Source organism: Streptomyces sp. NPDC007084 (assembly GCF_040703595.1).
GTDB lineage: Bacteria > Actinomycetota > Actinomycetes > Streptomycetales > Streptomycetaceae > Streptomyces.
This window is the reverse complement of record NZ_JBEYFY010000004.1, coordinates 58,774-83,028: the sequence shown is the minus strand read 5'-3', so window position 1 is coordinate 83,028 and position 24,255 is coordinate 58,774. Positions and strand designations below refer to the sequence as shown.

Genomic DNA, 24,255 nt, shown 5'->3' with positions numbered 1-24,255 from the left:
GTCCGTCCCCGCGGACTCCGGGTCCTCGCCGGTCGAGGTGGACGGCGGGCCCTCGCTGGTCGAGGTGGACGGCCTCACGGTCGGCTTCGGCGACCTGCGGGCCGTCGACGGGCTCTCCTTCCGGCTGGCGAAGGGCGCCGCCCTCGGCCTGGTCGGCGAGTCCGGCTCGGGCAAGTCCACGGTGGCCTCCGCCCTGCTGGCGCTGCACCGCGGCACCGGGGCGCACGTCTCCGGCACGGTCCGGGTGGCGGGCGTGGACGTCCAGCGGGCCTCGGACGACGAACTGGGCCGCCTGCGCGGCGGGAAGGCCGCCATGGTCTTCCAGGACCCGCTGTCGTCCCTGGACCCGTACTACGCGGTCGGCGACCAGATCGCCGAGGTGTACCGGGTGCACACGAAGGCCTCGCGCCGCGCGGCACGCGCGCGTGCGGTGGACGTGCTGGACCGGGTCGGCATCCCCGACGCGGTACGCCGGTCCCGCTCGCGCCCGCACGAGTTCAGCGGCGGCATGCGCCAGCGCGCCCTGATCGCCATGGCGCTCGCCTGCGAACCCGAACTGCTGATCGCCGACGAGCCGACCACCGCCCTCGACGTCACCGTCCAGGCGCAGATCCTCGACCTGCTGCACACGCTGCGCCAGGAGACCGGGATGGGCCTGCTGCTGGTGACCCACGACGTCGGGGTGGCCGCCGAGAGCGTAGACGACATCCTCGTGATGCGGCACGGCCGCGCGGTCGAGCACGGCCCGGTCGCCGCCGTCCTCGGCGCGCCCCGGGAGACGTACACCCGCGAACTGCTCGGCGCCGTCCCGCGCGTGGACGTGCCCCGCCGCCCCGAGCGCGACGGCTCACCGAAGGCCCGCGCGGAGAACCCCGTGTCCAAGGAGGTCCCGTCGGACGACGTGGTCCTCGAAGCCGTCGGTCTCCGGCGCGAGTTCGGGCGCGGGAAGCGGCGGGTCGCGGCCGTCGACGACGTGTCGCTGACCGTCCGCCGGGGCGAGACCCTCGGCGTGGTCGGCGAGAGCGGCAGCGGCAAGACCACCCTGGGAAGAATGCTGGTGGGGCTCCTGGAGCCCACCAGCGGAACCGTCCGCTTCGAAGGGCGCGAACAGTCCGGCGTGCGCCCCAGTGTGCAGATGGTCTTCCAGGACCCGGTTTCCTCCCTCAATCCCCGGCGCAGCGTGGGCGAGTCCATCGCCGACCCGCTACGGGCACGCGGCGAGCGTGACGAGGGGCGCATCCGGGGGCGCGTACGGGAACTGCTGGAGCGCGTGGGGCTCGAAGCGGCGCACTACGACCGCTACCCGCACGAGTTCAGCGGCGGACAGCGCCAGCGCGTGGGCATCGCCCGGGCGCTGGCCGCCGAGCCGCGCGCCATCGTGTGCGACGAACCCGTCTCCGCGCTCGACGTCACCACACAGGCCCAGGTCGTCGCGCTGCTCGCCGAACTCCAGCGGGAACTCGGCCTCGCGCTGGTCTTCGTGGCGCACGACCTGGCCGTGGTACGCCAGGTCAGCGACACGGTCGCGGTGATGCGGCGCGGCAAGCTCGTCGAGTACGGGCCCGCCGACGAGGTGTACGAGCGCCCCGGCGACCCGTACACCCGGCAACTGCTGGCCGCCGTACCGGCGCTCGAACCCGAGGTCGCGGCCCGCCGCCGGGCGGCCCGCAGGGAACTGGCGGCCGGCAAGGAGCCCGTACCCGCGTGACCGTCCGACCGGCTGCCGGTCTCCCGCTGATCTCCTAGCGCGCCGAAACGCCTCCCGCGCGGGAAAGTTACGACCGTTCACCCCTTTTGGTGGCGCGATGGACAACCGTCCGTCGCGCCACCGCCTTGTCCGCATACGTTCGTCCCGCTGCGAGCCGTCGGGTCAACGGCGGCTCCCCATACGGGAGATCGGGGGTGTACTCGTGCGCATCGGACTGCTGACGGAGGGTGGCTATCCGTATGTGAGCGGTGACGCCAGACTCTGGTGCGACCGGCTCGTGCGCGGGCTCGGGCAGCACGAGTTCGACATCTACGCGCTCAGCCGCACCGAGCGCCAGGAGGACGAGGGCTGGATCCAACTGCCGTCCCAGGTCAGCCGCGTACGCACGGCACCGCTGTGGACGGCGGAGGACGACGGCGTGGTGTACGGACGCCGGGCCAGGCGCCGGTTCGCCGAGGCGTACGGGGACCTCGCGGCGGCCGTCTGCGCGGGACCGGGGACAGCGGGCGCGGCGGAGGTACCCGAGCGGGCGGCGGACTCCGCCGGCGCCCAGGCGGACCGTTTCGCCAGCGCCCTGTACGGACTCGCCGAACTCGCCCGCGACGAGGGCGGACTGGTCGGCGCCCTCCGCTCGGAAGGAGCGGTCCGCGCCCTGGAGCGCGCCTGTCGCGCGCCCGGCGCGCTGCGGACCGCCCGCGCGGCACGCGTCCCCGACCTGCTCGCCGTCGCCGGCCACATCGAGCGCGCCCTGCGCCCCCTCTCGCTCGACTGGTACGAGGACGACGGCCTCGGCTCGGTCGACCTCTGCCACGCGGCGGCCGGCGGAGCGGCGGCCCTGCCCGGCCTGCTCACCCGGCACTTCTTCGGCGTCCCCCTGCTGGTCACCGAGTACGGCGTGCAACTGCGGGCGCACTACCTCGCCTCCGCGACGGTCGGCGAGGCCCCCGCCGTACGCGCCCTGCTGGCCGCCTTCCACGGCGCGCTCGCCGCCGAGGTGTACGGCGCCGCCACCCTCATCACACCCGGCAACGCCCACGCCCGCCGCTGGCAGGAGCGCTGCGGCGCCGACCGCGCCAAGCTGCGCACCGTCTACCCGGGCATGGAGGCCGAGCGCTTCGCGGAGGTCGGGGAGGGCGTCGACGGCAGCCGGTGCGCGGACCCCGACACGCTGGTGTGGGTCGGCCGCATCGAACCCGCCAAGGACCTCATCTCCCTCCTGCACGCCTTCGCGGAGGTCCGCAAGGAGGAACCGAAGACCCGGCTCAGGATCGTCGGCGCCCCCGCCGAGGGACCGGACGGCGCCACCTATCTTGCCCACTGCAAGGCGCTGGCCGCGCAGCTCTTCCCCGACGAGGCCGAGGGCGTGCACGCCGTCGGCGACAACCCCGTCTCCTTCGAGGAGATCGGCGGACCGGAGGTCCCGAACCTCGCCGAGGCCTACGCCTCCGGTGCCCTGGTCGTCCTCTCCAGCGTCGTGGAAGGCTTCCCGATCAGCCTGGTCGAGGCGATGTTCTGCGGCCGGGCCACCGTCTCCACCGACGTGGGCGCGGTCGTCGAGGTCATCGGCGGTACGGGCCTGGTGGTCCCGCCGCGCAACCCGCGGGCGCTCGCCGAGGCGTGCGTGGCGCTGCTGCGCGACACCGAGCGCCGTGAGCGCCTGGGCGCAGCCGCCCGCGCACGCGCCCTCGAACTCTTCACCGTCGAGCAGAACGTCGCGGCGTTTCACAGCATTTACCTGGAGATCGTCTCCCACTCCCCGGTACGCCGCGTGGTCGTGGACCACGCGGGGGAGCCGCTGCCGTTCGGCGTGCCCGCCGAGGCCCACCTCCCCGGCCGCTGGACCGAGGCCCGCCTCGCCGCGGCGGCCCGGACCCGCTGGTCCGAGGGCGCCCCGGTGCGCGCCACGGCGAGCGTCCCGGCGGGGGAGGGCGCATGACGGGCGACAACGGGGCGAGGGGCACCCGGAGCGGTACCGACGCCCTGGCCGGACTCGACCCGGACACCGATTCTGGCGCGGACATCGACTCCGACACCGGCATCGGCTCCGACCCCGGCGTCAGCTCTGGAATCGGCTCCGACACCGGCATGAGCACGGGCTCCGGCACCGGCGTCGGCGTCGGCTCTGGCATCGGCATGAGCGGTGGCTCCGGCACGGACGCCGAGAGCGCCGATGGTGGGTACGGGCCCGTCGGTACCCGCGCGGAGAGCGTCGATGGTGGCCACGGGCCCCTCGGTACCCGCGCGGAGGCGGCCGACGGCGGTCGCAAGCCCGGCGGGCGGCGAGGGGCCGTGGACCCCGTGAAGGCGCTGATGCACCGTCACCGGGAACTCTGCGAACGGGCCGTCGACCCCCTGGAGATCGCCGCGGGACTTGAGGCGCACGGTGTGACCGACCGCACCGCCGCCCGCTTCCGGCACCGGGACGTCTTCTCCCTCGCCGAGGAGATGTACGCGCGCGTGCCGCGCGACGGCGAGGCGGCGCCGCCCGGCACGCAGACCACCGCACAGCCCGCCGGTGCGCGCGCCTACTGGGCCGTCCTCGCCCTGGCACCGGGCGCCCTCGGCGCGGCCGTCGTCACCGGGCTGCGCCTCACGCACGGTCAACCGCGCCTCGCCGTCGCCGCGTTCGGCGCCCTCGCGGTCGCGTTCGCCGTCCGCCTCGCCCTCCGCCGTGGGCCGCTCGGCAGCAGCCACAGCACGACCGGCGCCACCCTCGGCTGGACCTGCTGGCTCCTCGCGTACGCCCTCCTCGGCGACGGCCTGCTGACCGCCGGCCTCGGCGACGGACCGCACGGAGACTGGCCCCTGGCCACCGCCCCCGTCCTCGCCCTCTCCCTGGCCTGCGCCCCGGCCGCCTGGTGCGCCCACCTGTTCGTCAGCCGCGCCCGCCGCCGCCTCACCACGAGCCGGGGCCTGGAGGAGTTCGCCGCCTCCGTACAGCCCCTGCTCCTCGGCGCGGTCGGCCTGTTCCTGTGCGCGCTGCTCGGACTGCTCGCCCTGTGCGGTGCCGTGCTCGACGAGCCGCCCGGCTATGCCGGAGCCGGTGCCCTCGGTGCCCTGCTCCTGCTCGCGCGGCTGCTCACCGCACGCGGCTTCACCCACGCCCCGGCCCTGGCACTCGCGGGCGCGGGCGCGGCCGAGACGGCGGCCCTGGCCACGGTGTTCGCGGCCCGCCTCCCCGGCTGCTCCTTCCTGGCCACCCCCGTCGACACTCTCACCGCCGCCTGGGGAACCGGCGCCGTACCCGCGCTGGCGTGCGGGGCGGGCGCCGCCGTCCTGCTCCTCCACGCCACCCGCACCCTGACCCGGGCCTCCGCCCACGCCCGCACCGGCGAGACCCCATGAGGCGCGGGCGCCGGAACCGGCCCCCGGGGCCGCCGCCCGAGCCGCACCGCGCCACGGCGGACGCGAACCCCGGCCGCGCGGACGGCCACCGGAACCGCCGCCACCCGGACCTTCCCGTCCCCCTCCCGGCCCATGGCCTCGCCGCCCTGGACCCTCCCCGGCCCCGGGACCACCCCGGGGCCGGGCCTCTCGCTCCCGCGGGGCCGACACCGCGGGCCCTCTCCCCGACCTACTGCGCCACCTACAAGGAGACAGCCAGATGATCACCTCCCGAACCGGAGAATCCGCCCCGGGAGCCGCCCGATGAGGGTCCTGCTGATCGGAGCCAACGGCTACCTCGGCCGTTTCGTCGCCGACAGACTGCTCGCCGACCCGGCCGTGCAGCTCACCGCGCTCGGCCGGGGCGACGACGCCGACGTACGGTTCGACCTCGCCTCGGGCAGCCCCGGCGCGCTCACCCGCTTCCTGGACGCGGTGCACCCCGGAGTCGTCATCAACTGCGCGGGCACCACCCGCGGCGGCGCCCGCGACCTCACCCGGCACAACACCGTCGCCGTCGCCACCGTCTGCGAGGCCCTGCGGCGCAGCGGCTGCGGCGCCCGGCTCGTGCAGATCGGCTGCGGAGCCGAGTACGGGCCGAGCCAGCCCGGCTCGTCCACCGCCGAGGACGCCGTACCCCGTCCGGGCGGCCCGTACGGCGTGAGCAAGCTCGCGGCCACCGAACTCGTCCTCGGCTCCGGCCTGGACGCCGTCGTGCTCCGCGTCTTCTCGCCCGCCGGACCCGGAACCCCCGCCGGCTCCCCGCTCGGCCGGCTCGCCGAAGCCCTGCGCCGAGCCATGCAGTCCGGCGACGGCGAACTGAAGCTCGGCGGCCTCGGCGTCCAGCGCGACTTCATCGACGTCCGCGACGTCGCCCGCGCCGTCCACGCCGCCTCGCTCTCCGCCGCGCAGGGCGTCATCAACATCGGCTCGGGCCGTGCCGTCCGGCTCCGCGACGCCGCCTCCGTCCTCGCCCGCGTCGCCGGATACGGCGGCGCCCTGCACGAACTCGACGGACCGCCGGGCCCGGCCGGACCGGCCATCCGGGCCACCATCGGCCACCCCCGCCCGGAGCCCGACCACGCCGCCCCCGTCGCGTACCCGTACCCGGACGGCTGCGGCGGCTGGCAGCAGGCCGATGTGCGCACCGCCCGCGACCGGCTCGGCTGGCGTCCCCGGATCAACCTCGAAGAATCCCTCGCCGACATCTGGATGGAGGCGGCATGCCGCATCTGACCAGCACCGCCACGGGCACCGCCGGCACCGACCGGTCCGGGACCGGCTTCGGCGTCCCCGGCTACGCGCACCCCCTCGTCGCTCCCGTCGAGTGGGACGGACTCACCCGCCCCGGCACCCCCTTGCACTGGGTCGTCCTGAACGTGGACAACGGCCCCGGCGCCCGGCCCGACCCGCGCTGCCTGGAGGCCTCCGGACGACTGCGCAACGCGGGCGTCCGGGTCCTCGGCCACCTGGACACCGCCTACGGCGCGCGCCCGTTCACCGAGATCGTCGCCGACGCGCGGCGCTATCTCGACTGGTACCAGACCGACGGATTCCTGCTCGACCGCTGCCCCGCCGAACGCTCCGCGCTGCCCGGCACCCGCCGCACGGTCGGGGCGCTGCGGGGGCTGCGCGACGGCGCGCACATCGTGCTGGGCCACGGCACCCACCCGTTCCCGGGATATGCGGAGAACGCCGACCAGCTCGTCACCTTCTCCGGCCCCTGGAGCGAGTACCGCTGGTCGCAGGCCGCCGAGTGGACCGCCGAGTATCCCCCCGACCGCTTCTGCCACTTCGTGCACGGCGTGCCGCGTGGCCATCTGGAGGAGGCACTGCGGATCGCCCGCTGGCAGGGCGCCTCCACCATCTACTTCACCGACCGCTCGGACCACGGCGGCAGGGGCACCCCCTGGGAGGCGATGCCCGGCTACTGGGACGAAATCGTCTCGCGGATCGGAACGGGTGTCTCGGAATGAAGAAGGGCGTGGCAGTGTTACGGGGAGAACAACTGTAGTGATTGACCGACCAACGGAGTCCCCGTGTCGCTGCCACCCCTGGTCGAGCCAGCCTCTGAGCTCACCGTAGACGAGGTCCGCAGGTACTCCCGCCACCTGATCATCCCCGACGTGGGCATGGACGGGCAGAAGCGGCTGAAGAACGCCAAGGTGCTCTGTGTGGGCGCCGGCGGCCTCGGATCGCCGGCGCTGATGTACCTGGCCGCGGCCGGCGTGGGCACGCTCGGCATCGTGGAGTTCGACGAGGTCGACGAGTCGAACCTGCAGCGCCAGATCATCCACAGCCAGGCGGACATCGGCCGCTCCAAGGCCGCGTCGGCCCGTGACTCCGTGCTGGGCATCAACCCGTACGTGAACGTGATCCTTCACGAAGAGCGGCTCGAGGCCGAGAACGTGATGGACATCTTCAGCCAGTACGACCTGATCGTCGACGGCACGGACAACTTCGCGACCCGCTACCTGGTCAACGATGCCTGCGTGCTGCTGAACAAGCCGTACGTGTGGGGCTCGATCTACCGCTTCGACGGCCAGGCCTCGGTCTTCTGGTCCGAGCACGGTCCCTGCTACCGCTGCCTCTACCCGGAGCCCCCGCCGCCGGGCATGGTCCCCTCCTGCGCCGAGGGCGGTGTCCTCGGCGTGCTGTGCGCGTCCATCGGCTCCATCCAGGTCACCGAGGCGATCAAGGTCCTCACCGGCATCGGCGACCCGCTCGTCGGCCGCCTGATGATCTACGACGCCCTGGAGATGCAGTACCGCCAGGTCAAGGTCCGCAAGGACCCCAACTGCGCGGTCTGCGGCGAGAACCCGACCGTCACCGAACTCATCGACTACGAGGCCTTCTGCGGTGTCGTGTCCGAGGAGGCCCAGGAGGCGGCGGCCGGCTCGACGATCACTCCCAAGCAGCTCAAGGAGTGGATCGACGACGGCGAGAACATCGAGATCATCGACGTCCGCGAGGTCAACGAGTACGAGATCGTCTCGATCCCCGGCGCCAAGCTGATCCCGAAGAACGAGTTCCTCATGGGCACCGCCCTGGAGACCCTGCCGCAGGACAAGAAGATCGTCCTGCACTGCAAGACGGGTGTCCGCAGTGCGGAAGTCCTCGCCGTGCTGAAGTCCGCGGGCTTCGCGGACGCCGTGCACGTCGGCGGCGGTGTGATCGGCTGGGTCAACCAGATCGAGCCCGACAAGCCGGTGTACTGAGCCGAGCCCGACGAGCCGGTTTTCTGACCGGCGGCTCGGCAAGCTCCTCTGCCGGCGGGGGTTCCGCGGACCGGGTGTCCGTGGAACCCCCGCCGTCGTCATGAGCAGACCTTGCCGTCCTTCGGCACCGTCCCCTCCAGCAGATAGCGGTTCACGGTCGAGTCGACACAGTCGCTCCCACTGCCGTAGGCGCCGTGCCCCTCGCCCTTCCACGTCAGCTCCACGCCGACGCCCTTGCCCAGCTCGTCGGCCATCCTGCGGGCACCCTCGTACGGAGTCGCCGGGTCCCCGGTGTTGCCGACGACCAGGATCGGGGCGGCGCCCGGAGCGCTCACCTCGGGGGTGTCGTACTGCCCGGGCACCGGCCAGTCGTGGCACCAGCCCGCCGTGTCCCAGGCCATGAAGTCCCCGAACACGGGCGAGATCTTCTCGAACTCGGCGAGCCGTGCCTTCGTCTCCCGTGGCGTCGGGCGCTGCTTGTCGTCCAAGCACGATATGACCCGTTGGGAATGCGTCGTCGTGCCGTAGTGCCCGGAGGCGTCGCGTTCGTTGTAGCCGTCGGCGAGGTCCAGCAGCGCCGAACCGTCCCCGTCCTCGGCGTCCTTCAACGCGTCGGTGAGGGTCGGCCAGCCCTGCTTGCTGTAGAGCGGGAGCACGATGCCGGTGACGGCCAGCGTCTGGGTCAGCTCCCGGCCGCCGGCGGTGGGCAGCGGCTTCGCGTCGATCCGCTTCAGCAGGTCCGCGATCTTCCGCGAGCCCTGCGCGGGGTCCTGGCCGGTCGACTTGAGGTAGTCGTCCAGAGCGCGCTGGAAGCCCAGCGTCTGGTTCTTCGCGTGGCCCACCGTGTCCGCGCTCGGGTCGACCACGGCGTCCAGGATGAGGCGCCCCACGTTCTTCGGGAACAAGTGGGCGTACACACCGCCCAGTTCCGTGCCGTACGAGATGCCGAAGTAGTGCGTGCGGCGGTCGCCGAGGACCTGGCGCATCAGGTCCATGTCCCTGGCCGTGTCGGTGGTCGACACATGGGACAGCAGCTTTCCGGCGGCCTTGGCGCAGCCTTTGCCGAAGTCCGCGGCGTCCTTGAAGTAGGCGGCTTCCTCCGTCGCGTCGTCCGGCGTGGTGTCCACCGACTCGGCGGCCTGGATCGCCTTGTCCGACCGGCACCGCACGCCTTCGCTGGCCGCCACCCCGCGCGGGTCCCAGCTCACCAGGTCGTACCGCTCGTGCAGCGGGCCGACGACGCTCCCGTACGACGGCAGGGCGCCGACGCCCGAGCCGCCCGGGCCGCCGAAGTTGAACAGCAGCGAGCCGATGCGCTTGCCCTGGCCGCCGGTCGCCTTGGAGCGGATGAGCGCGAGCCCGATCGTCTCGCCCGCCGGCTTCTCGTAGTCCAGCGGCACCTTGAGGGTGGCGCACTGCCAGCCGCTGCCCGGCGCGGGCCCGTCCGAAGTGGCCTTGCAGCGGCCCCAGTCGAGCCGCTGCCCGGTCAGGGAGGCGGGCAGTCCCGGTGACCCGGTGGAGGACGGTGCCGCCGCCGACGGCCCGTCACTGTTCTTCCCCCCGTCCTTGCCGTCGCCGGACGAGCCACCGCCGCAGCCGGCCACCAGCAACGCGGCGGCGGCAACCGCCGTCCACCGTGCGAAACGTGTCATGAGCGTCCCCCCTTGCCCGTGCTCCGCCCGAAGTCGCGGATCACTTGCAGGCCATAGTAGGCGCCGGCCGCCGACCGTGCCGGAGCCTGTGGATAACGCTCTGACCTGCGAATATCTGGGATCGGGTCTGCGAATATCCCGGAGCGGGCCCGCGAATGTCTAGGCGCAGACTAGGCGCAGACCGTTCCGGCCTTCGGCACGGTGCCCGTCAGCAGATAGCCGTTCACCGCGCCCTGCACGCACTTGTTCTTGCTGTCGTAGGCCCCGTGTCCCTGGCCCTTGTACGTCAGCTCGACGCCCACGCCCTTGCCGAGCGCGTCCACCATCTTCCGCGCCCCCTCGTACGGGGTGGCGGGGTCGCCGGTGTTGCCGACCACGAGGATCGGGGCCGCGCCGGGAGCGCTCACGTCCGGGTGATCGGCGGCGCCCGGCACCGCCCAGTCGGTGCAACTGACCATGCCCCAGGCCAGATAGTCGCCGAACAGCGGCGACGCCGCCCGGAACTCCGGCAGCTTGGACCGTACGAAGTCCGCGGTGTACCGCGCCTTGTCGTCGGCGCAGTTGATGGAGATGTTCGCCGCCGTGATGTTGCTGTAGGTGCCGTTCTGGTTGCGGCCGTTCATCGAGTCGGACAGCAGCATCAGCGTCTTGCCGTCGCCCTCGTACGCCTGCTGGAGTCCCTCCGTCAGGTACTCCCAGAAGTCCTTCGAGTACAGGGACTGCGCGATGCCGTTGGTCGCCGCGGTCTGGGTGAGCCGGCGCGGGAAGATCCCGGGGATCGGCTTGGCCTCCAGGTCCTTCAGCAGTTTGGCGATGCGGTCCTTGACGTCCTGCGCGGTGTCGCCGATGGGGCAGTCCTCGACCTTCGAGGTGCAGTCGTCGGCGAAGTTGTCGAGCGCGAGCTGGAAGCCCTTGGCCTGCCCGAGCGAACTCTGCTCCGGGTCCTGCGTCGGGTCCACGACTCCGTCGAAGACGGCCCGGCCGACGTTCTTGGGGAACAGATGGGCGTACACGCCGCCCAGTTCGGTGCCGTACGAGATGCCGAAGTAGTGCAGCTTGTCGTCGCCGAGCACCTGGCGCATCAGGTCCATGTCGCGTGCCGCGTCGGTGGTGCGGACGTGGGGGAGGACCTTGCCGGAGTTCTTCTCGCACGCCGCGTTGAACGTCTTGGTGTTGCGCAGCAGGTCCCGCGTCTCGGCGTCGTCGTCGGGGGTCGCGTCCTGCTGGAAGTAGCTGTCGAGCTGCGCGTCGTCCTCGCACTTCACACCGGCGCTGCGGCCCACCCCGCGCGGGTCGAAGCTGACCAGGTCGTAGCGGGTGCGCAGGGCCGCGTAGTCCTTGCCGAAGGCGGGCAGGGTGGTGACGCCCGAGCCGCCGGGGCCGCCGAAGTTGAAGATGAGCGAGCCGATGCGCTTGCCCTCGTCGCCGCTCGTCCTGGCCCGGATCAGCGCGAGCCCGATCGTGTCGCCCTTGGGGTCCGCCCAGTCCAGCGGCGCCTTCATGGTGGCGCACTGCCACTCCGTACCGCCCGGCAGGGGTGAGGGAGCGCTGCCGCCGCCCTCGGAGTCGGAGGGTGCCGGGCACTCCTTCCAGCTCAGCTTCTGTGCCGTCAGATCCTCGTTCTTGGAGTCGCTGCCGCACCCGGTCGACCACGCGGCCAGCAGGACGGCGGACAGGGTCAGGGCAGCGGCGCGCAGGGGAGACGGGTTCGGCATGCTTCCCATCCTGCGGGGCAGCGGGGCCGCGCGCTCGGGGCGCGAGCCGTGTGGGTGAGGGCGCGCGGTGAAGCATGTACGACGGGAGCCGCGCGGGTGTCCTAGAGCGCGCCCTTGCGGGTCAGATGGTTGAAGAACAGCCAGCCGGGCAGCACCGGGATCCACAGCGTGAGCAGGCGGTACAGCAGCACGGCCGGGGCCGCGACCTCCTTGGGGAGGCCGACGGCGATCAGACCGACCGTCAGGGTCGCCTCGACCGCGCCGACGCCGCCGGGGGTGGGCGCCGCGGAGCCCAGCGCGTTGCCGGCGAGGAAGACGACGGCGACGCTGGCGAGGCTGAGCGTGGTCGGCTCCTCGTGGCCGAACGCGCGGATCGACGCGTCGAGGCACATCACGAAGCAGGCCGTCAGCAGCAGCATGCCGCCGATGCCGGTGACGAGCTTCTGCGGCCGCTGGAGCACGTCCAGCATGCGCGGGATGACACCCGCGAAAAGCGACCGCACGCGCGTGGCGACGAATTTGCGCAGGAAGGGCACCGACGTCACCACGAGGACGAGCACGGCGACCGTCAGCAGACCGGCGATGACCGTCCGGGACGGCGACAGGGACGGCGTCTTCTCCGTGCCGGTCAGATAGCCGAAGGACAGCAGCATCAGGATGTGACAGCCGAGCCCGAAGAGCTGGGAGGCGCCGACGCTCGCCACGGCGAGCCCGGGCCGCACCCCGGCCCGCTGGAGGAAGCGCGTGTTCAGGGCCACACCGCCGACCGCCGCGGGGGCGACGATCTTCACGAACGAACCGGCGACCTGGGCCGCCACGGTCCGCAGGAAGGGCACCCTTTCGGGCACGAAGCCCAGCAGGCTCATCGCCGCCGCGAAGTAGCTCAGCGCGGAGAACAGCACGGCCGCCGCGACCCAGCCCCACTCGGCGTTGTCGAACAGCGTCCCGAACTCGATGTGGGTGAGCTGGGTCAGCAGGAAGTACGCGCCGATCGCGCCGGCGATGAAACTGATCAGCGTGCGCGGACGGACCCGCTCCAGACGGACCGGTTCGACAGGGGCCTGCGGTCTGATGAGCAGCACCTGATGGCGGATCTGGGTGAGCAGATCCTCCTCGCGTGCCTCGTCCAGCGCCTCGTCCAGGGCGCGCTTCTCGGCGCGCTGCTCGGCACGGACGGCCTTCTTGTCGGTCTTGCCGGGGACGGGCGCCGCCGCCTCGGCCGCCTCCTCGGCGCGGGCGAGCTTGGCCTGCCGGGAGGCTTCGAGGACGGCCTCCCGCTCGCGCTGCGAGCGTTCCCGCGCCAGCTTCCGCAGGGTCGCGCGGGTGCTGCGGGTCAGGGCGATGGGCTGCAGCATGGGCAGGCAGTCCGCGACCGCGTCCGGGCCGAGCACACCGACCGCCGACGCGACCGCGCGCTCGGCGCCCACCCGCAGCGCGACCGTGGTCACCAGCTGGGCGATGTCCACCCGCAGCAGGAGATCGCCGGCCGCGATCTCGCCGCCGCGCAGATCCGTGAGGATCACCTTGCCGGAACGATCCACCAGAATCGCGTCGCCGGCGAGCCTGCGGTGCGCGATACGGCGGGACTGCAGGGCCTGCACCTGGTGCCAGGTGTCGCGCAGCAGCTCGTCGGTGACCATCTCGTCGGGCAGCGAGTCGAGGGTGCGGCCACCGGTGTGCTCGTAGACGAGCATCACCGCGTCGGGCCCCAGCTCGGAGGTGGCGATCAGCTTGGGCGCGTTGGCCCCGGCGGCGATGGCCGCGTACGCGAGGAGTGCTTCCTGCTCCAGGGCCTGGCGCAGCGACTGGAGGCTGCGGCGCGTGGTGATGCCGCGCAGCGTCAGACGCCGCCAGGCGCGGTAGAAGAAGCCCTGCGCCTGCTGCTCACGGTCGACGACCGTGACGTCCAGGGGCGGGCCGTCCTCCAGGGTGACGAAGTAGCGCCGGCCGCGGTCGCCGTTCTCCGTGCTCTCCGGTGTCTCCTCGCGGGCCGCGCTGACCGGGTGGAAGCCCACGTGCCGCAGGCCCGCCATGAGGGTCCGTCCGGTGGGCCGTACGTTCGGCGAGCCGACGGCGTACAGCGTCCCGTAGGCGACGGTCCAGCCGATGAGCACCGTCAGGATGATCGAGAACGGGGTCGTGTAGCCGGTCACCAGCATGGAGAACGCGTCGAGCAGCAGCACCACCCAGAGCACCGCGCGCCAGCGCGGTCTGCGGGACATGCCGACGGCCGTCATATAGGCGATGACCGGCGCGAGATAGCCGTGCACGGGGTCCGTGAGGGCGTGGACGTCACCGGGGGAGGGCTGGGTGAGCGCCTCCTGGATGGAGCCGGGGGCGCCCTTGGCGACCCAGAGGTCAGTCGCCAGGGTCACGCCGTGGGCGAGGACCGCCGCGAGCACGCCGTCGGCGATGCGCAGCCCGTCCCGCTTGATCAGCCGTTCGATCGCGAACGCGACGGGCACCAGGAGGATCGCGATGCTCGACACCAGCCCCGCGATCTTGATCAGCAGATCGGGTGCCTGGCCGGTGCCCTTGTTGATGTCCTGTTCGAGACCCGAGGTGGTGCCGTGCGCGAACGCGGCGACGGCGAGCAGCACGGCGATGGCGAGCACACCGAAGAGGAGCCGCATGAGGTCCGAGGGGCGGTGCACGCGCGCGGGGAGGAGGGGTTCGTCACCCTCGACCTCGTCGGCGTGGGCCTCGTCCGCGTCCTCGCAGTCCGGGCCGGGCCGGCGCTTGCGGGCCGCGCGATCGGTGACGCTCTCGCTCTTCTCGCCTTTCTCGTCCTTGGCGCCCTTCTCGTCCTTGGCGTCCTTGGTGTCCGTCTCGCCGACGCCGGTGTCCGGGCGTGACGAGGCAGCGGAGGTGCTCTCCGCGTCTTCGGGGTGCACGCCCTGCTGCCTCATGGTCTCTTCTTGATCTCGTATCACCGGTCACCGCCCGCACGATGGTGGCATGCCCGACTGACACACGGGGGCATCAGGGTGCAAATGCGGGGTCGCACAGTCTGCCTCAAGCGTCACCCCTGGGCGAGGTGTACGCACAGTCACCACCGGGTCACATTGTCGGTGCCATCGGGCAGGATGGGGCGGATGAGCGAGCAGAGCCTTCCGGCCGACGCCCTGCCGGAGTACGCGGAGCGGGTCCTTGAGGTCGCCGAGCTGATCCCGCCCGGGCGCGTCATGACGTACGGCGACATCGCCGAGTGGCTTGAGGAGGGTGGCCCGCGTCAGGTGGGCCGGGTGATGGCCCTCTACGGCGGGGCGGTTGCGTGGTGGCGGGTCACCCGCGCCGACGGGACGCTGCTGCCCGGCCACGAGCTGGACGCGCTGACCCACTACCGCTCGGAGGGCACGCCCCTGAAGGAGGCGAGCCGCTCCGCCGACGGGCATCTGCCGCGCGTCGACATGAGACGGGCACGGTGGGACGGCGGCGAGCGGGCGGAAGGTCACACCTGACAGCTTCCGGCATTCACGGGGCGGAAGGGGAACCTGAGGCCCGTACGAGGGAACCGAGGCACATCCGTGACATGCCGTACGTTCGTGAGGCGAGGGACGCGCGTGACGTGAGGGAAGAAGCGGAAGCCCTGCTTCCGTGAACCTCACCGGCGTACCGTCGTCGGCGCGCGTCCCCCTCACCCCCGAGGCCACCGCCCCCGACGCGCGACGGCCCGCCAACCCGTACGACCACCAGGACCGGCGAACCACGTGAGCTCCACTTCCTTCACCAGGCACCCGGCGCACCCCCAGGTGCGCCAGGGGAGCCGTGGCGCGTACCGACTGGTGCGCACCGCGCCGGCCCGGGTAGATCCCCCTCGTCTTGACGCAGGACAGCGCACGGTGGTTGAGCACGGCACCGGACCGCTTCTCGTCCTCGCCGGCCCCGGCACGGGCAAGACGACCACGCTGGTCGAGTCCGTCGCGGCGCGGATCGCGCGGGGCGGCGATCCGGCACGCATCCTGGTGCTCACCTTCAGCCGCAAGGCGGCCGTCGAGCTGCGCGACCGCATGGCGCTGCGCATCGGCGCCGCCCGCGCCCCCCAGGCCACCACCTTCCACTCCTTCTGCTACGCCCTGGTCCGCGCCCACCAGGACACCGACCTCTTCGTGGAGCCGCTGCGACTGCTCTCCGGACCGGAACAGGACGTGGCCGTGCGCGGCCTGCTCGCCGGCCAGCCCGACCTGGAGCGGCTCGGCCTCGCCTCGGTGCGCTGGCCGGACGAGCTGCGCGCCTGCCTGACCACACGCGGCTTCGCCGACGAGGTCCGCGCGGTGCTCGCCCGCAGCCGCGAGCTGGGCCTTGGCCCCGACGCCCTGGAGGCCTTCGCCCGGCGCATCGGCCGCCCCGACTGGAGCGCCGCGGCCGGCTTCCTCGCCGAGTACCTCGACGTGCTCGACATGCAGGGCGTGCTCGACTACGCGGAACTCGTCCACCGCGCGGTGCTCCTCGCCCACCGCCCCGAGGCCTCGGCCCGGCTCGCCGCCCAGTACGACGCCGTCTACGTGGACGAGTACCAGGACACCGACCCCGCCCAGGTCCGGCTGCTGCGCGCCCTCGCCGGCGGTGGCCGCACCCTCGTCGCCTTCGGCGACCCGGACCAGTCGATCTACGCGTTCCGGGGCGCCGACGTGAACGGCATCCTCGACTTCCCGGACGCCTTCCCGCGCGTGGACGGCCGCCCGGCTCCGGTCGAGGTCCTCAGGACGTCCCGCCGCTCAGGCGCCGCCCTGCTGGAGGCGACCCGCCGGCTCACCCAGCGCATGCCGCTGACCCGCCTGCCGGCCGAGAAGGTCCGCGCCCACCGCGAGCTGTCCCCGGTACGGGACGGGGGGCGCGCGGAGGTGTACACGTACCCCACGGCCGGTACGGAGCTGGACAACATCGCGGACATTCTGCGCCGCGCCCACCTGGAGGACGGCATCCGCTGGGGCGACATGGCCGTCCTGGTCCGCGCGGGCTCCCGCACCATCCCCACCGTCCGGCGCGCGCTCACCGCGGCGGGCGTCCCCCTCGACATCGACGGCGACGACCTGCCCCTGCGCCACGAACCGGCGGTGGCCCCCCTCCTGACGGCACTGCGGGCGGTGGCCCGGGCGGAGTCGGAGACGGAACCGGACGTCATCGGGGCCGGCGGCCCCGATGACTCGGAGGGCGCCGACGACGCGCAGAGCACCCGGGAAGCCGATGCCACCGGGGACATCGAGAGCTTCCACGTGGCCGGGGAAGCCGGGGACAGCGAGAGCATCCGGGAAGCCGAGGAAGCCGAGGAAGCCGAGGAAGCCGACGACACCGAGCGCATGCGGGAAGCAGAGGGCGGCAGGAGCGCGGGCGGTTCCGCCGGCGGACCGGTCGTCGCGGCCTGGCTCGACACCGAGACCGCGCTCACCCTCCTCGCCTCGCCGCTCGCGAGCATGGACGCCGCCGACCTGCGGCGCCTCGGCCGGGCGTTGCGCGAGGAGGAGCGGGCCGCCGGGAACCTCGTACCGCCACCGTCCGACGAACTGCTGGCCCGAGCGCTGGCCGAGCCGGAGCGGCTCGTCGCGCACGATCCCGCGTACGCCCGGGGGGCCCAGCGGCTCGGCGCGCTGCTGCGCAAGGCACGCGAGCGTCTGGCGGGCGGCGGGAGCGCCGAGGAGGCCCTCTGGGACCTGTGGCAGGGCACGCCGTGGCCCCAGCGGCTGGAGCGGGCCGCCCGCCGCGGCGGCGCGGCCGGGCGCAACGCCGACCGCGACCTCGACGCCGTGTGCGCGCTGTTCGCGACCGCCGCCCGCGCGGAGGAGCGCATCGGGGGCCGGGGCGCCCTGAACTTCCTGGAGGAGATCGACGCCGAGGACATCGCGGCCGACACGCTCACCCGCCGAGCCCTGCGGCCCGACGCGGTGCGCCTGATGACGGCGCACCGCTCCAAGGGGCTGGAATGGCGGCTCGTCGTCGTCGCGGGCGTCCAGGAAGGCCTGTGGCCGGACCTGCGCCGGCGCGGCTCCCTGCTGGAGGCCGACCGCATCGGGCGGGACGGACTCGCCGAACCCCTCACTCCCGGAGCACTCCTCGCCGAGGAGCGCAGGCTGTTCTACGTGGCCGCCACGCGCGCGCGGGAACGCCTGGTGGTGACCGCCGTGAAGGCGCCCGCCGACGACGGCGACCAGCCCTCCCGTTTCCTCACCGAACTCGGCGTCGAACCCAAGGACGTGACCGGCCGCCCGCGCCGGCCCCTGTCCGTGGCCGCGCTCGTCGCCGAACTGCGCGCCACGACGGTCGACCCGAACGTCTCGGAACGCCTCAGGCAGGCCGCGGCCCACCGCCTCGCCCGGCTCGCCGCCCTCTCCGACGAGGACGGCCGGCCCCTGGTGCCCTCCGCGCACCCCTACCGCTGGTGGGGCGTGTACGAGCCGACCGAGAGCAAGGTTCCGCTGCGCGACCGCGACCAGCCCGTCGTGCTGTCCGGCAGCGCCCTCGACCAGCTCGCCAACACCTGCGCCCTCCAGTGGTTCCTCGGGCGCGAGGTGAAGGCCGACGCGCCCGCCACCGCCGCCCAGGGCTTCGGCAACGTGGTGCACGTCCTCGCCGACGAGGTCGCCTCCGGCCGTACCCCCGCCGACCTCGACGTCCTCATGGAACGCCTCGACTCCGTGTGGAACGCGCTCGCCTTCGACGCGCCCTGGAAGTCGGCCCAGGAGAAAGAGCACGCGCGCGTGGCGCTCGAACGCTTCCTGAAGTGGCACGTCATGGACCGCACCGGCCGCACCCCGGTGGCCAGTGAGCACGACTTCGACGTGACCCTGGAAGCGGGTCCCTACGAAGTGCGCATCCGCGGCTCCATGGACCGCGTCGAGGCGGATACCGAGGGCCGCGCCTACGTGGTCGACTTCAAGACCGGCAAACAGGCGCCCAGCGCCGCCGAGGTGACCCACCACCCGCAGCTCGCCGTGTACCAGCTCGCCGTCCGCGAAGGCGCCGTCGACGACGTCTTCGACGGCGAGCGCCCCGAGCCGGGCGGCGCCGAACTCGTCCAACTGCGCCAGGGCGCCGCCAAGAAGGACGGCGGCGAGACCCTTCCCAAGGTGCAGGCGCAGGAACCCCTGGAGGGCGAGTGGGTCGGCGACCTGCTGGCGAACGCCGCGGGCAAGGTCCTTGACGAACGTTTCTCTCCCACGACCGGACAGCACTGCGCCCACTGCGCGTTCCGGGCGTCGTGCAGCGCGCGGCCGGAGGGGCGGCAGGTCGTCGACTAAGGCGTCCCGAGTTCCGTATCAGGGGGCCGGTCCCGCGGGGTCGAGACATCGGACCTCACCGACGTGACGTACGGCACCACATGCGCTGACCAGCGGTTCTTCCGTCCCGGGAGGCGATGTGGCCCCCACTGTCAGCGGGCGCCGCTAGCCTCTCGGACATGCCCGCCCGTATCACCCGTCCCGATCAGCTCAAGGAGCTGCTCGGGATCCCGTTCACCCCGGAGCAGACGGAGTGCATCACCGCGCCGCCCGCCCCGCAGGTGATCGTGGCCGGAGCGGGCTCGGGCAAGACCACGGTGATGGCGGCGCGCGTGGTCTGGCTGGTCGGCACCGGACAGGTCGCCCCCGAGCAGGTCCTCGGCCTGACGTTCACCAACAAGGCGGCCGGTGAACTCGCCGAGCGGGTCCGCAAGGCGCTCGTCAAGGCCGGCGTCACCGACCCCGACGTCATCGACCCCGACAACCCGCCGGGCGAGCCCGTCATCTCCACGTACCACGCCTTCGCGGGCCGCCTGCTCACCGACCACGGCCTGCGCATCGGACTCGAACCGACCTCCCGGCTGCTCGCCGACGCCACCCGCTACCAGCTCGCCGCCCGCGTCCTGCGCGAGGCCCCGGGCCCCTACCCGGCGCTGACCCGCTCCTTCCCCGACCTCGTGGGCGACCTCCTGACCCTCGACGCGGAGCTGTCCGAACACCTCGTACGGGCCGAGGACCTGCGCGCCCACGACGCCGAACTGCTGCGCACCCTCGAAGGCGCCAAGCTCAGCAACGCCGACCTGCGCAAGGTCCCCGAGGCCGCCGCCGCCCGCCGGGAACTCGCCGAGCTGGTCGGCCGTTACCGCGCCGCCAAACGCGAGCGGGACCTCCTCGACTTCGGTGACCAGATCGCCCTGTCCGCCACCCTCGCCCGCACCCGGCCCGAGGTCGGCGAGATCCTGCGCGACGAGTTCCGGGTGGTCCTCCTGGACGAGTACCAGGACACCTCGGTCGCCCAACGCGTCCTGCTCGCCGGCCTCTTCGGCGGCGGCACCGGACACCCGGTGACGGCGGTCGGCGACCCCTGCCAGGCGATCTACGGCTGGCGCGGCGCCTCCGTGGCCAACCTCGACGACTTCCCCGAGCACTTCGCCCACCCCGACGGCAGCCCCGCCACCCGCCAGTCGCTCAGCGAGAACCGCCGCAGCGGCGGCCGCCTCCTCGACCTCGCCAACGGCCTCGCGGAACCGCTGCGTGCCATGCACGCGGGCGTGGAGGCCCTGCGTCCCGCGCCCGGCGCCGAGCGCGACGGCCTGGTGCGCTGCGCGCTGCTGCGCACCCACGCCGAGGAGATCGACTGGCTCGCCGAGTCCATCGCCCATCTCGTCCGCACCGGGAAGGCGCCCGGCGAGATCGCCGTCCTGTGCCGCACCGCCACCGACTTCGCCGAGATCCAGGGCGCCCTCGTCGCCCGTGACCTCCCCGTCGAGGTGGTCGGCCTCTCCGGGCTGCTCCACCTGCCCGAGGTGGCCGACCTCGTCGCCGTCTGCGAGGTCCTCCAGGACCCGGGGGCCAACGCCTCCCTGGTCCGGCTGCTCACCGGCCCGCGCTGGCGGATCGGCCCGCGCGACCTCGCCCTCCTCGGCCGCCGCGCGCGGCTGCTCGTGTCCCACGCGCGCGTGAGCGCCGCCGAGGACCCGGACCGCCGGCTCGCCGCCGCCGTCGAGGGGGTCGACCCGGCCGAGGTGATATCGCTCGCGGACGCCCTGGACACCTTCCTGGAGACCCCCGTCGAGACACCGGGGGACGACGACGGGCTGCCCTTCTCGCCGGACGCGCGCGTGCGGTTCGCCCGCCTCGCCGCCGAACTGCGCGACCTGCGCCGCTCGCTGGCCGACCCGCTGATGGACGTCCTGCACCGGGTCCTCGCCGTCACCGGTCTGGAGGTCGAGCTGTCCGCGTCACCGCACGCGCTGGCCGCCCGGCGCCGCGAGACCCTGTCGAACTTCCTGGACGTCGCGGCCTCCTTCGCCGCCGGTGACGGCGAGGCGAGTCTGCTGGCCTTCCTCGGCTTCCTGCGCACCGCCGCGCAGTACGAGAAGGGCCTGGACAACGCCCTGCCCGGCGGCGAGAACACCGTCAAGGTGCTCACCGCGCACAAGTCCAAGGGCCTGGAGTGGGACGTCGTCGCCGTGCCCGGCCTCGTCAACGGCACCTTCCCCAGCAGTCAGGGCCGCGAGAAGTGGACTGCCCAGGGCAAGGTCCTGCCGCACGCCCTGCGCGGTGACGCCGACACCCTGCCCGACATCGGCTCCTGGGACGCCCGGGGCATCAAGGCCTTCCATGAGGCCATGAAGGACCACCAGCACACCGAGGAACTCCGCCTCGGCTATGTGACCTTCACCCGCCCCCGCAGCCTCCTGCTCGGCTCCGGCCACTGGTGGGGGCCCTCCCAGAAGCGCCCCCGTGGGCCCTCCGACTTCCTGCACGCCCTGTACGAGCACTGCGCGGCCGGCCACGGCGAGATCGAGGCCTGGGCCGAGGAACCGGCGGAAGGCGAGGAGAACCCGGCCCTGACCGAGGCGTCGGCCGACCACGCCTGGCCGCTCCCGCTGGACGAGACGGCCCTCGCCAGGCGCCGCGCGGCGGCCGAGACCGTCCTCGCCCACCTGGAGCGGGTCGCCTCCCACGACGCCGCGCACCCCGGAACCGCAGGGCACCGCCCGCCGGCCGCTCACGACCCGGCCTCGTACGACGACCCGGAGTGGCCGCCCCCGCCCGAGGACGAGGAGCCCGAACCGTTCGCCTACGGGGAGGGCGGTTTTCCCGAGGACGACTATCCGGAGGGCGGCCTTTCTGAGGACGTCGATCAGGACGCCGGCCTCCCCGGGGGGCCCTTCCCCGAGGGACCCTTCTCCGAGGGACCCTTCTCCGGAAGGGGCGGCGACCCGGACTGGGAATCCTGGACGACGACCCGCCCCGGCGACCGTCCAGCCGACCGCCCCGCCGAGCACCGATCGGGCCGCCCGGCCGACCACGGACCAGGCCGCGCCGACGAGCACGGTCCGGCCCGCCCGACCGTCCCGCACCAGGGCCACGCCCCCTCCGAGGACGCCCGCCGGGATCCCGAGGACGCCCGTCGGCATCCCGAGGGCGAGGAGACTGGCACCGAGCGCCTCACCCCCGAGGAGGCCCGCACCCTCGCCTCCTGGGACCGCGACCTGGACGCGCTCACCGGGGAGCTTCTGCGGGCCCGCGCGGCCGTCACCGACGTCCCCCTGCCCGCCTCGCTCACCGCCTCCCAGGTGCTGAGCCTCGCCGCCGACCCGGACGCGTTCGCGCGGGAACTCGCCCGCCCCATGCCACGCCCCCCGCAGCCCGCCGCACGCCGGGGCACCCGCTTCCACGCCTGGGTCGAGTCACGCTTCGAAGAACTGCGGCTGCCCATGCTGGAACCCGAGGACCTGCCCGGCAGCGACGCCGAGATCGCCGACGAACGCGACCTGGAGGCCCTGAAGGACGCCTTCGAGCGCACTCCCTACGCCCACCGCACCCCGTACCGCGTGGAGACGCCCTTCCAGCTCGCCATCGCGGGGCGCGTGGTGCGCGGGCGCATCGACGCGGTCTACAAGGAAGGCGAGGGCGACGAGACGACGTACGAGATCGTCGACTGGAAGACCAGCCGCGAGCGCGCCGGAGACCCCCTCCAGCTCGCGGTCTACCGCCTCGCCTGGGCCGAGCGGCAGGGCGTCCCCGTGGAATCCGTCACGGCCACCTTCGTGTACGTGCGCGGCGGCGACATCGTCCGCCCGGACGGCCTCCCGGACCGAGCCGCGCTGGAGCGGCTGCTCACCGAGGACCCGGCGGGCCCGGCGGACGGCGGCCCCGGGGATCCGCCGGACGAATCCGCCTCCGTGGGCCGCTAGGCTCGTGAGCATGAGCAAGCCCGTTGACGACGCCGTCAGCACCGTCCGTACGTACATCGAGACCCACCGCACCGCCTTCCTCGACGACCTCACGGAATGGCTGCGCATCCCCTCGGTCTCGGCCCGGCCCGACCACGCGGCGGACGTGGCACGCAGCGCCGACTGGCTCGCCGCGAAACTCAAGGACACCGGCTTCCCGACCAGCGAGGTCTGGCCCACCCCGGGCGCGCCGGCCGTCTTCGCCGAGTGGCCCTCCGACGACCCCGACGCCCCCACCGTCCTCGTCTACGGACACCACGACGTCCAGCCCGCCGCCCGGGAGGACGGCTGGGACACCGACCCCTTCGAACCGGTGATCCGCGGAAACCGCCTCCACGCGCGCGGGGCCGCGGACGACAAGGGGCAGGTGTTCTTCCACACACTCGGCGTCCGCGCCCACCTCGCCGCCACCGGCCGCACCGCGCCCGCCGTACACCTCAAGCTGCTTGTCGAGGGCGAGGAGGAATCCGGCTCCCCGCACTTCCGCGCACTCGTCGAGGAGCACGCGCAGCGCCTCGCCGCCGACGCCGTGATCGTCTCCGACACCGGCATGTGGTCCGAGGACACCCCCACGGTCTGCACCGGCATGCGCGGCCTCGCCGAATGCGAGATCGAACTGCGCGGGCCCGGCCAGGACATCCACTCCGGATCGTTCGGCGGCGCCGTGCCCAACCCGGCGACCGCCGCCGCCCGCCTGGTCGCCGCCCTGCACGACGAGCACGCGCGCGTGGCCGTCCCCGGCTTCTACGACGGCGTCACCGAACTCACCGACCGCGAGCGCGAACTCTTCGCCGAACTGCCCTTCGACGAGGAGCGGTGGCTGCGCACCGCCAAGTCGACGGCCACCCACGGAGAAGCCGGTCACACCACCCTGGAGCGCATCTGGGCCCGCCCGACCGCCGAGGTCAACGGCATCGGCGGCGGCTACCAGGGACCCGGCAGCAAGACGATCATCCCGTCCTCCGCCCTGGTGAAGCTCTCCTTCCGGCTGGTCGCGGGACAGGACCCCGACCACATCGAGAAGGCGGTCCGCGCCTGGGCGGCCGGTCAGGTGCCCGACGGCATCCGGTACGAGATCACCTTCGGCCCGGCCACCCGCCCGTGCCTGACCCCGCTCGACCACCCCGCCCTGCGGTCCGTCGTACGCGCCATGGGCCGCGCCTTCGAACAGCCGGTCCGCTACACCCGGGAAGGCGGCTCCGGACCGGCCGCCGACCTCCAGGAGGTCCTGGACGCCCCGGTGCTCTTCCTGGGCATCTCCGTCCCCTCCGACGGCTGGCACGCGCCCAACGAGAAGGTCGAACTCGACCTCCTCATGAAGGGCGTCGAGACGGCCGCCCACCTCTGGGGCGACCTGGCCGAGAACTGGCGCGAGCAATAGTGAACAAGCCGATCCCCA

General features: G+C 73.3%; 13 protein-coding genes. 10 read left to right on the top strand and 3 right to left on the bottom strand.

Going from position 1 to position 24,255, the window contains the following annotated elements:
- The first annotated feature begins 37 nt into the window (after nt 1-37).
- From AB0912_RS05400 to moeZ, 6 genes are all read left to right on the top strand, one after another.
- Nucleotides 38-1,708: an ABC transporter ATP-binding protein gene (locus AB0912_RS05400; protein ID WP_366696816.1), complete on the top strand. Its 1,671-nt coding sequence runs from the start codon at nt 38-40 to the stop codon at nt 1,706-1,708.
- 202 nt (nt 1,709-1,910) lie between these two features.
- A complete protein-coding gene (locus tag AB0912_RS05395; RefSeq protein ID WP_366696614.1) occupies nt 1,911-3,644 on the top strand; it encodes a DUF3492 domain-containing protein in 1,734 nt (577 codons plus the stop codon).
- Nucleotides 3,641-5,053, top strand: a complete 1,413-nt coding sequence (locus AB0912_RS05390; RefSeq protein WP_366696613.1) for a hypothetical protein — start codon at nt 3,641-3,643, stop codon at nt 5,051-5,053. The genes AB0912_RS05395 and AB0912_RS05390 overlap by 4 nt, the downstream gene beginning before the upstream one ends.
- Before the next feature lie 303 nt (nt 5,054-5,356).
- A complete protein-coding gene (locus AB0912_RS05385; RefSeq protein ID WP_366696612.1) occupies nt 5,357-6,328 on the top strand; it encodes an NAD-dependent epimerase/dehydratase family protein in 972 nt (323 codons plus the stop codon).
- Entirely contained in the window at nt 6,316-7,068 is a 753-nt protein-coding gene (locus AB0912_RS05380; protein WP_366696611.1) for a spherulation-specific family 4 protein, read from the top strand. The genes AB0912_RS05385 and AB0912_RS05380 overlap by 13 nt, the downstream gene beginning before the upstream one ends.
- Before the next feature lie 63 nt (nt 7,069-7,131).
- Complete coding sequence (moeZ, locus tag AB0912_RS05375; protein ID WP_366696610.1) at nt 7,132-8,310, top strand: adenylyltransferase/sulfurtransferase MoeZ; 1,179 nt, start codon at nt 7,132-7,134, stop codon at nt 8,308-8,310.
- Nucleotides 8,311-8,408: 98 nt separating this feature from the next.
- Here moeZ and AB0912_RS05370 read toward each other — a convergent pair whose 3' ends face one another.
- The 3 genes from AB0912_RS05370 to AB0912_RS05360 all read right to left on the bottom strand — a co-directional run bounded on the left by AB0912_RS05370 (nt 8,409) and on the right by AB0912_RS05360 (nt 14,586).
- Nucleotides 8,409-9,962 (bottom strand): alpha/beta hydrolase, encoded by a 1,554-nt coding sequence (locus AB0912_RS05370; RefSeq protein WP_366696609.1) that lies wholly within the window; start codon nt 9,960-9,962, stop codon nt 8,409-8,411.
- A 170-nt stretch (nt 9,963-10,132) separates the two neighbouring features.
- Nucleotides 10,133-11,677 carry an alpha/beta hydrolase gene (locus AB0912_RS05365; protein WP_366696608.1) on the bottom strand — a complete coding sequence of 515 codons (1,545 nt, stop codon included), beginning with the start codon at nt 11,675-11,677 and terminating at the stop codon, nt 10,133-10,135.
- A 101-nt stretch (nt 11,678-11,778) separates the two neighbouring features.
- Nucleotides 11,779-14,586: a lysylphosphatidylglycerol synthase transmembrane domain-containing protein gene (locus AB0912_RS05360; protein WP_366696607.1), complete on the bottom strand. Its 2,808-nt coding sequence runs from the start codon at nt 14,584-14,586 to the stop codon at nt 11,779-11,781.
- A 186-nt stretch (nt 14,587-14,772) separates the two neighbouring features.
- Here AB0912_RS05360 and AB0912_RS05355 point away from each other — a divergent pair, with 186 nt between their 5' ends.
- From AB0912_RS05355 to AB0912_RS05340, 4 genes are all read left to right on the top strand, one after another.
- A complete protein-coding gene (locus tag AB0912_RS05355; RefSeq protein WP_366696606.1) occupies nt 14,773-15,138 on the top strand; it encodes an MGMT family protein in 366 nt (121 codons plus the stop codon).
- Between the two features lie 249 nt (nt 15,139-15,387).
- Nucleotides 15,388-18,912 (top strand): ATP-dependent DNA helicase, encoded by a 3,525-nt coding sequence (locus AB0912_RS05350; RefSeq protein ID WP_366696605.1) that lies wholly within the window; start codon nt 15,388-15,390, stop codon nt 18,910-18,912.
- A gap of 158 nt (nt 18,913-19,070) precedes the next feature.
- Complete coding sequence (locus AB0912_RS05345; protein ID WP_366696604.1) at nt 19,071-22,817, top strand: UvrD-helicase domain-containing protein; 3,747 nt, start codon at nt 19,071-19,073, stop codon at nt 22,815-22,817.
- A gap of 10 nt (nt 22,818-22,827) precedes the next feature.
- Nucleotides 22,828-24,237, top strand: a complete 1,410-nt coding sequence (locus tag AB0912_RS05340; protein WP_366696603.1) for a dipeptidase — start codon at nt 22,828-22,830, stop codon at nt 24,235-24,237.
- The last annotated feature ends 18 nt before the right edge of the window (nt 24,238-24,255 follow it).

Bases quoted from the DNA above. Each gene is read 5' to 3' on its own strand.
- AB0912_RS05355 (WP_366696606.1), top strand. From the start codon at position 14,773: ATGAGCGAGCAGAGCCTTCCGGCCGACGCCCTGCCGGAGTACGCGGAG.
- AB0912_RS05370 (WP_366696609.1), bottom strand. From the start codon at position 9,962: ATGACACGTTTCGCACGGTGGACGGCGGTTGCCGCCGCCGCGTTGCTG.
- AB0912_RS05360 (WP_366696607.1), bottom strand. From the start codon at position 14,586: ATGAGGCAGCAGGGCGTGCACCCCGAAGACGCGGAGAGCACCTCCGCT.
- AB0912_RS05340 (WP_366696603.1), top strand. From the start codon at position 22,828: ATGAGCAAGCCCGTTGACGACGCCGTCAGCACCGTCCGTACGTACATC.
- AB0912_RS05365 (WP_366696608.1), bottom strand. From the start codon at position 11,677: ATGCCGAACCCGTCTCCCCTGCGCGCCGCTGCCCTGACCCTGTCCGCC.
- AB0912_RS05345 (WP_366696604.1), top strand. From the start codon at position 19,071: ATGCCCGCCCGTATCACCCGTCCCGATCAGCTCAAGGAGCTGCTCGGG.
- AB0912_RS05380 (WP_366696611.1), top strand. From the start codon at position 6,316: ATGCCGCATCTGACCAGCACCGCCACGGGCACCGCCGGCACCGACCGG.
- AB0912_RS05390 (WP_366696613.1), top strand. From the start codon at position 3,641: ATGACGGGCGACAACGGGGCGAGGGGCACCCGGAGCGGTACCGACGCC.
- AB0912_RS05385 (WP_366696612.1), top strand. From the start codon at position 5,357: ATGAGGGTCCTGCTGATCGGAGCCAACGGCTACCTCGGCCGTTTCGTC.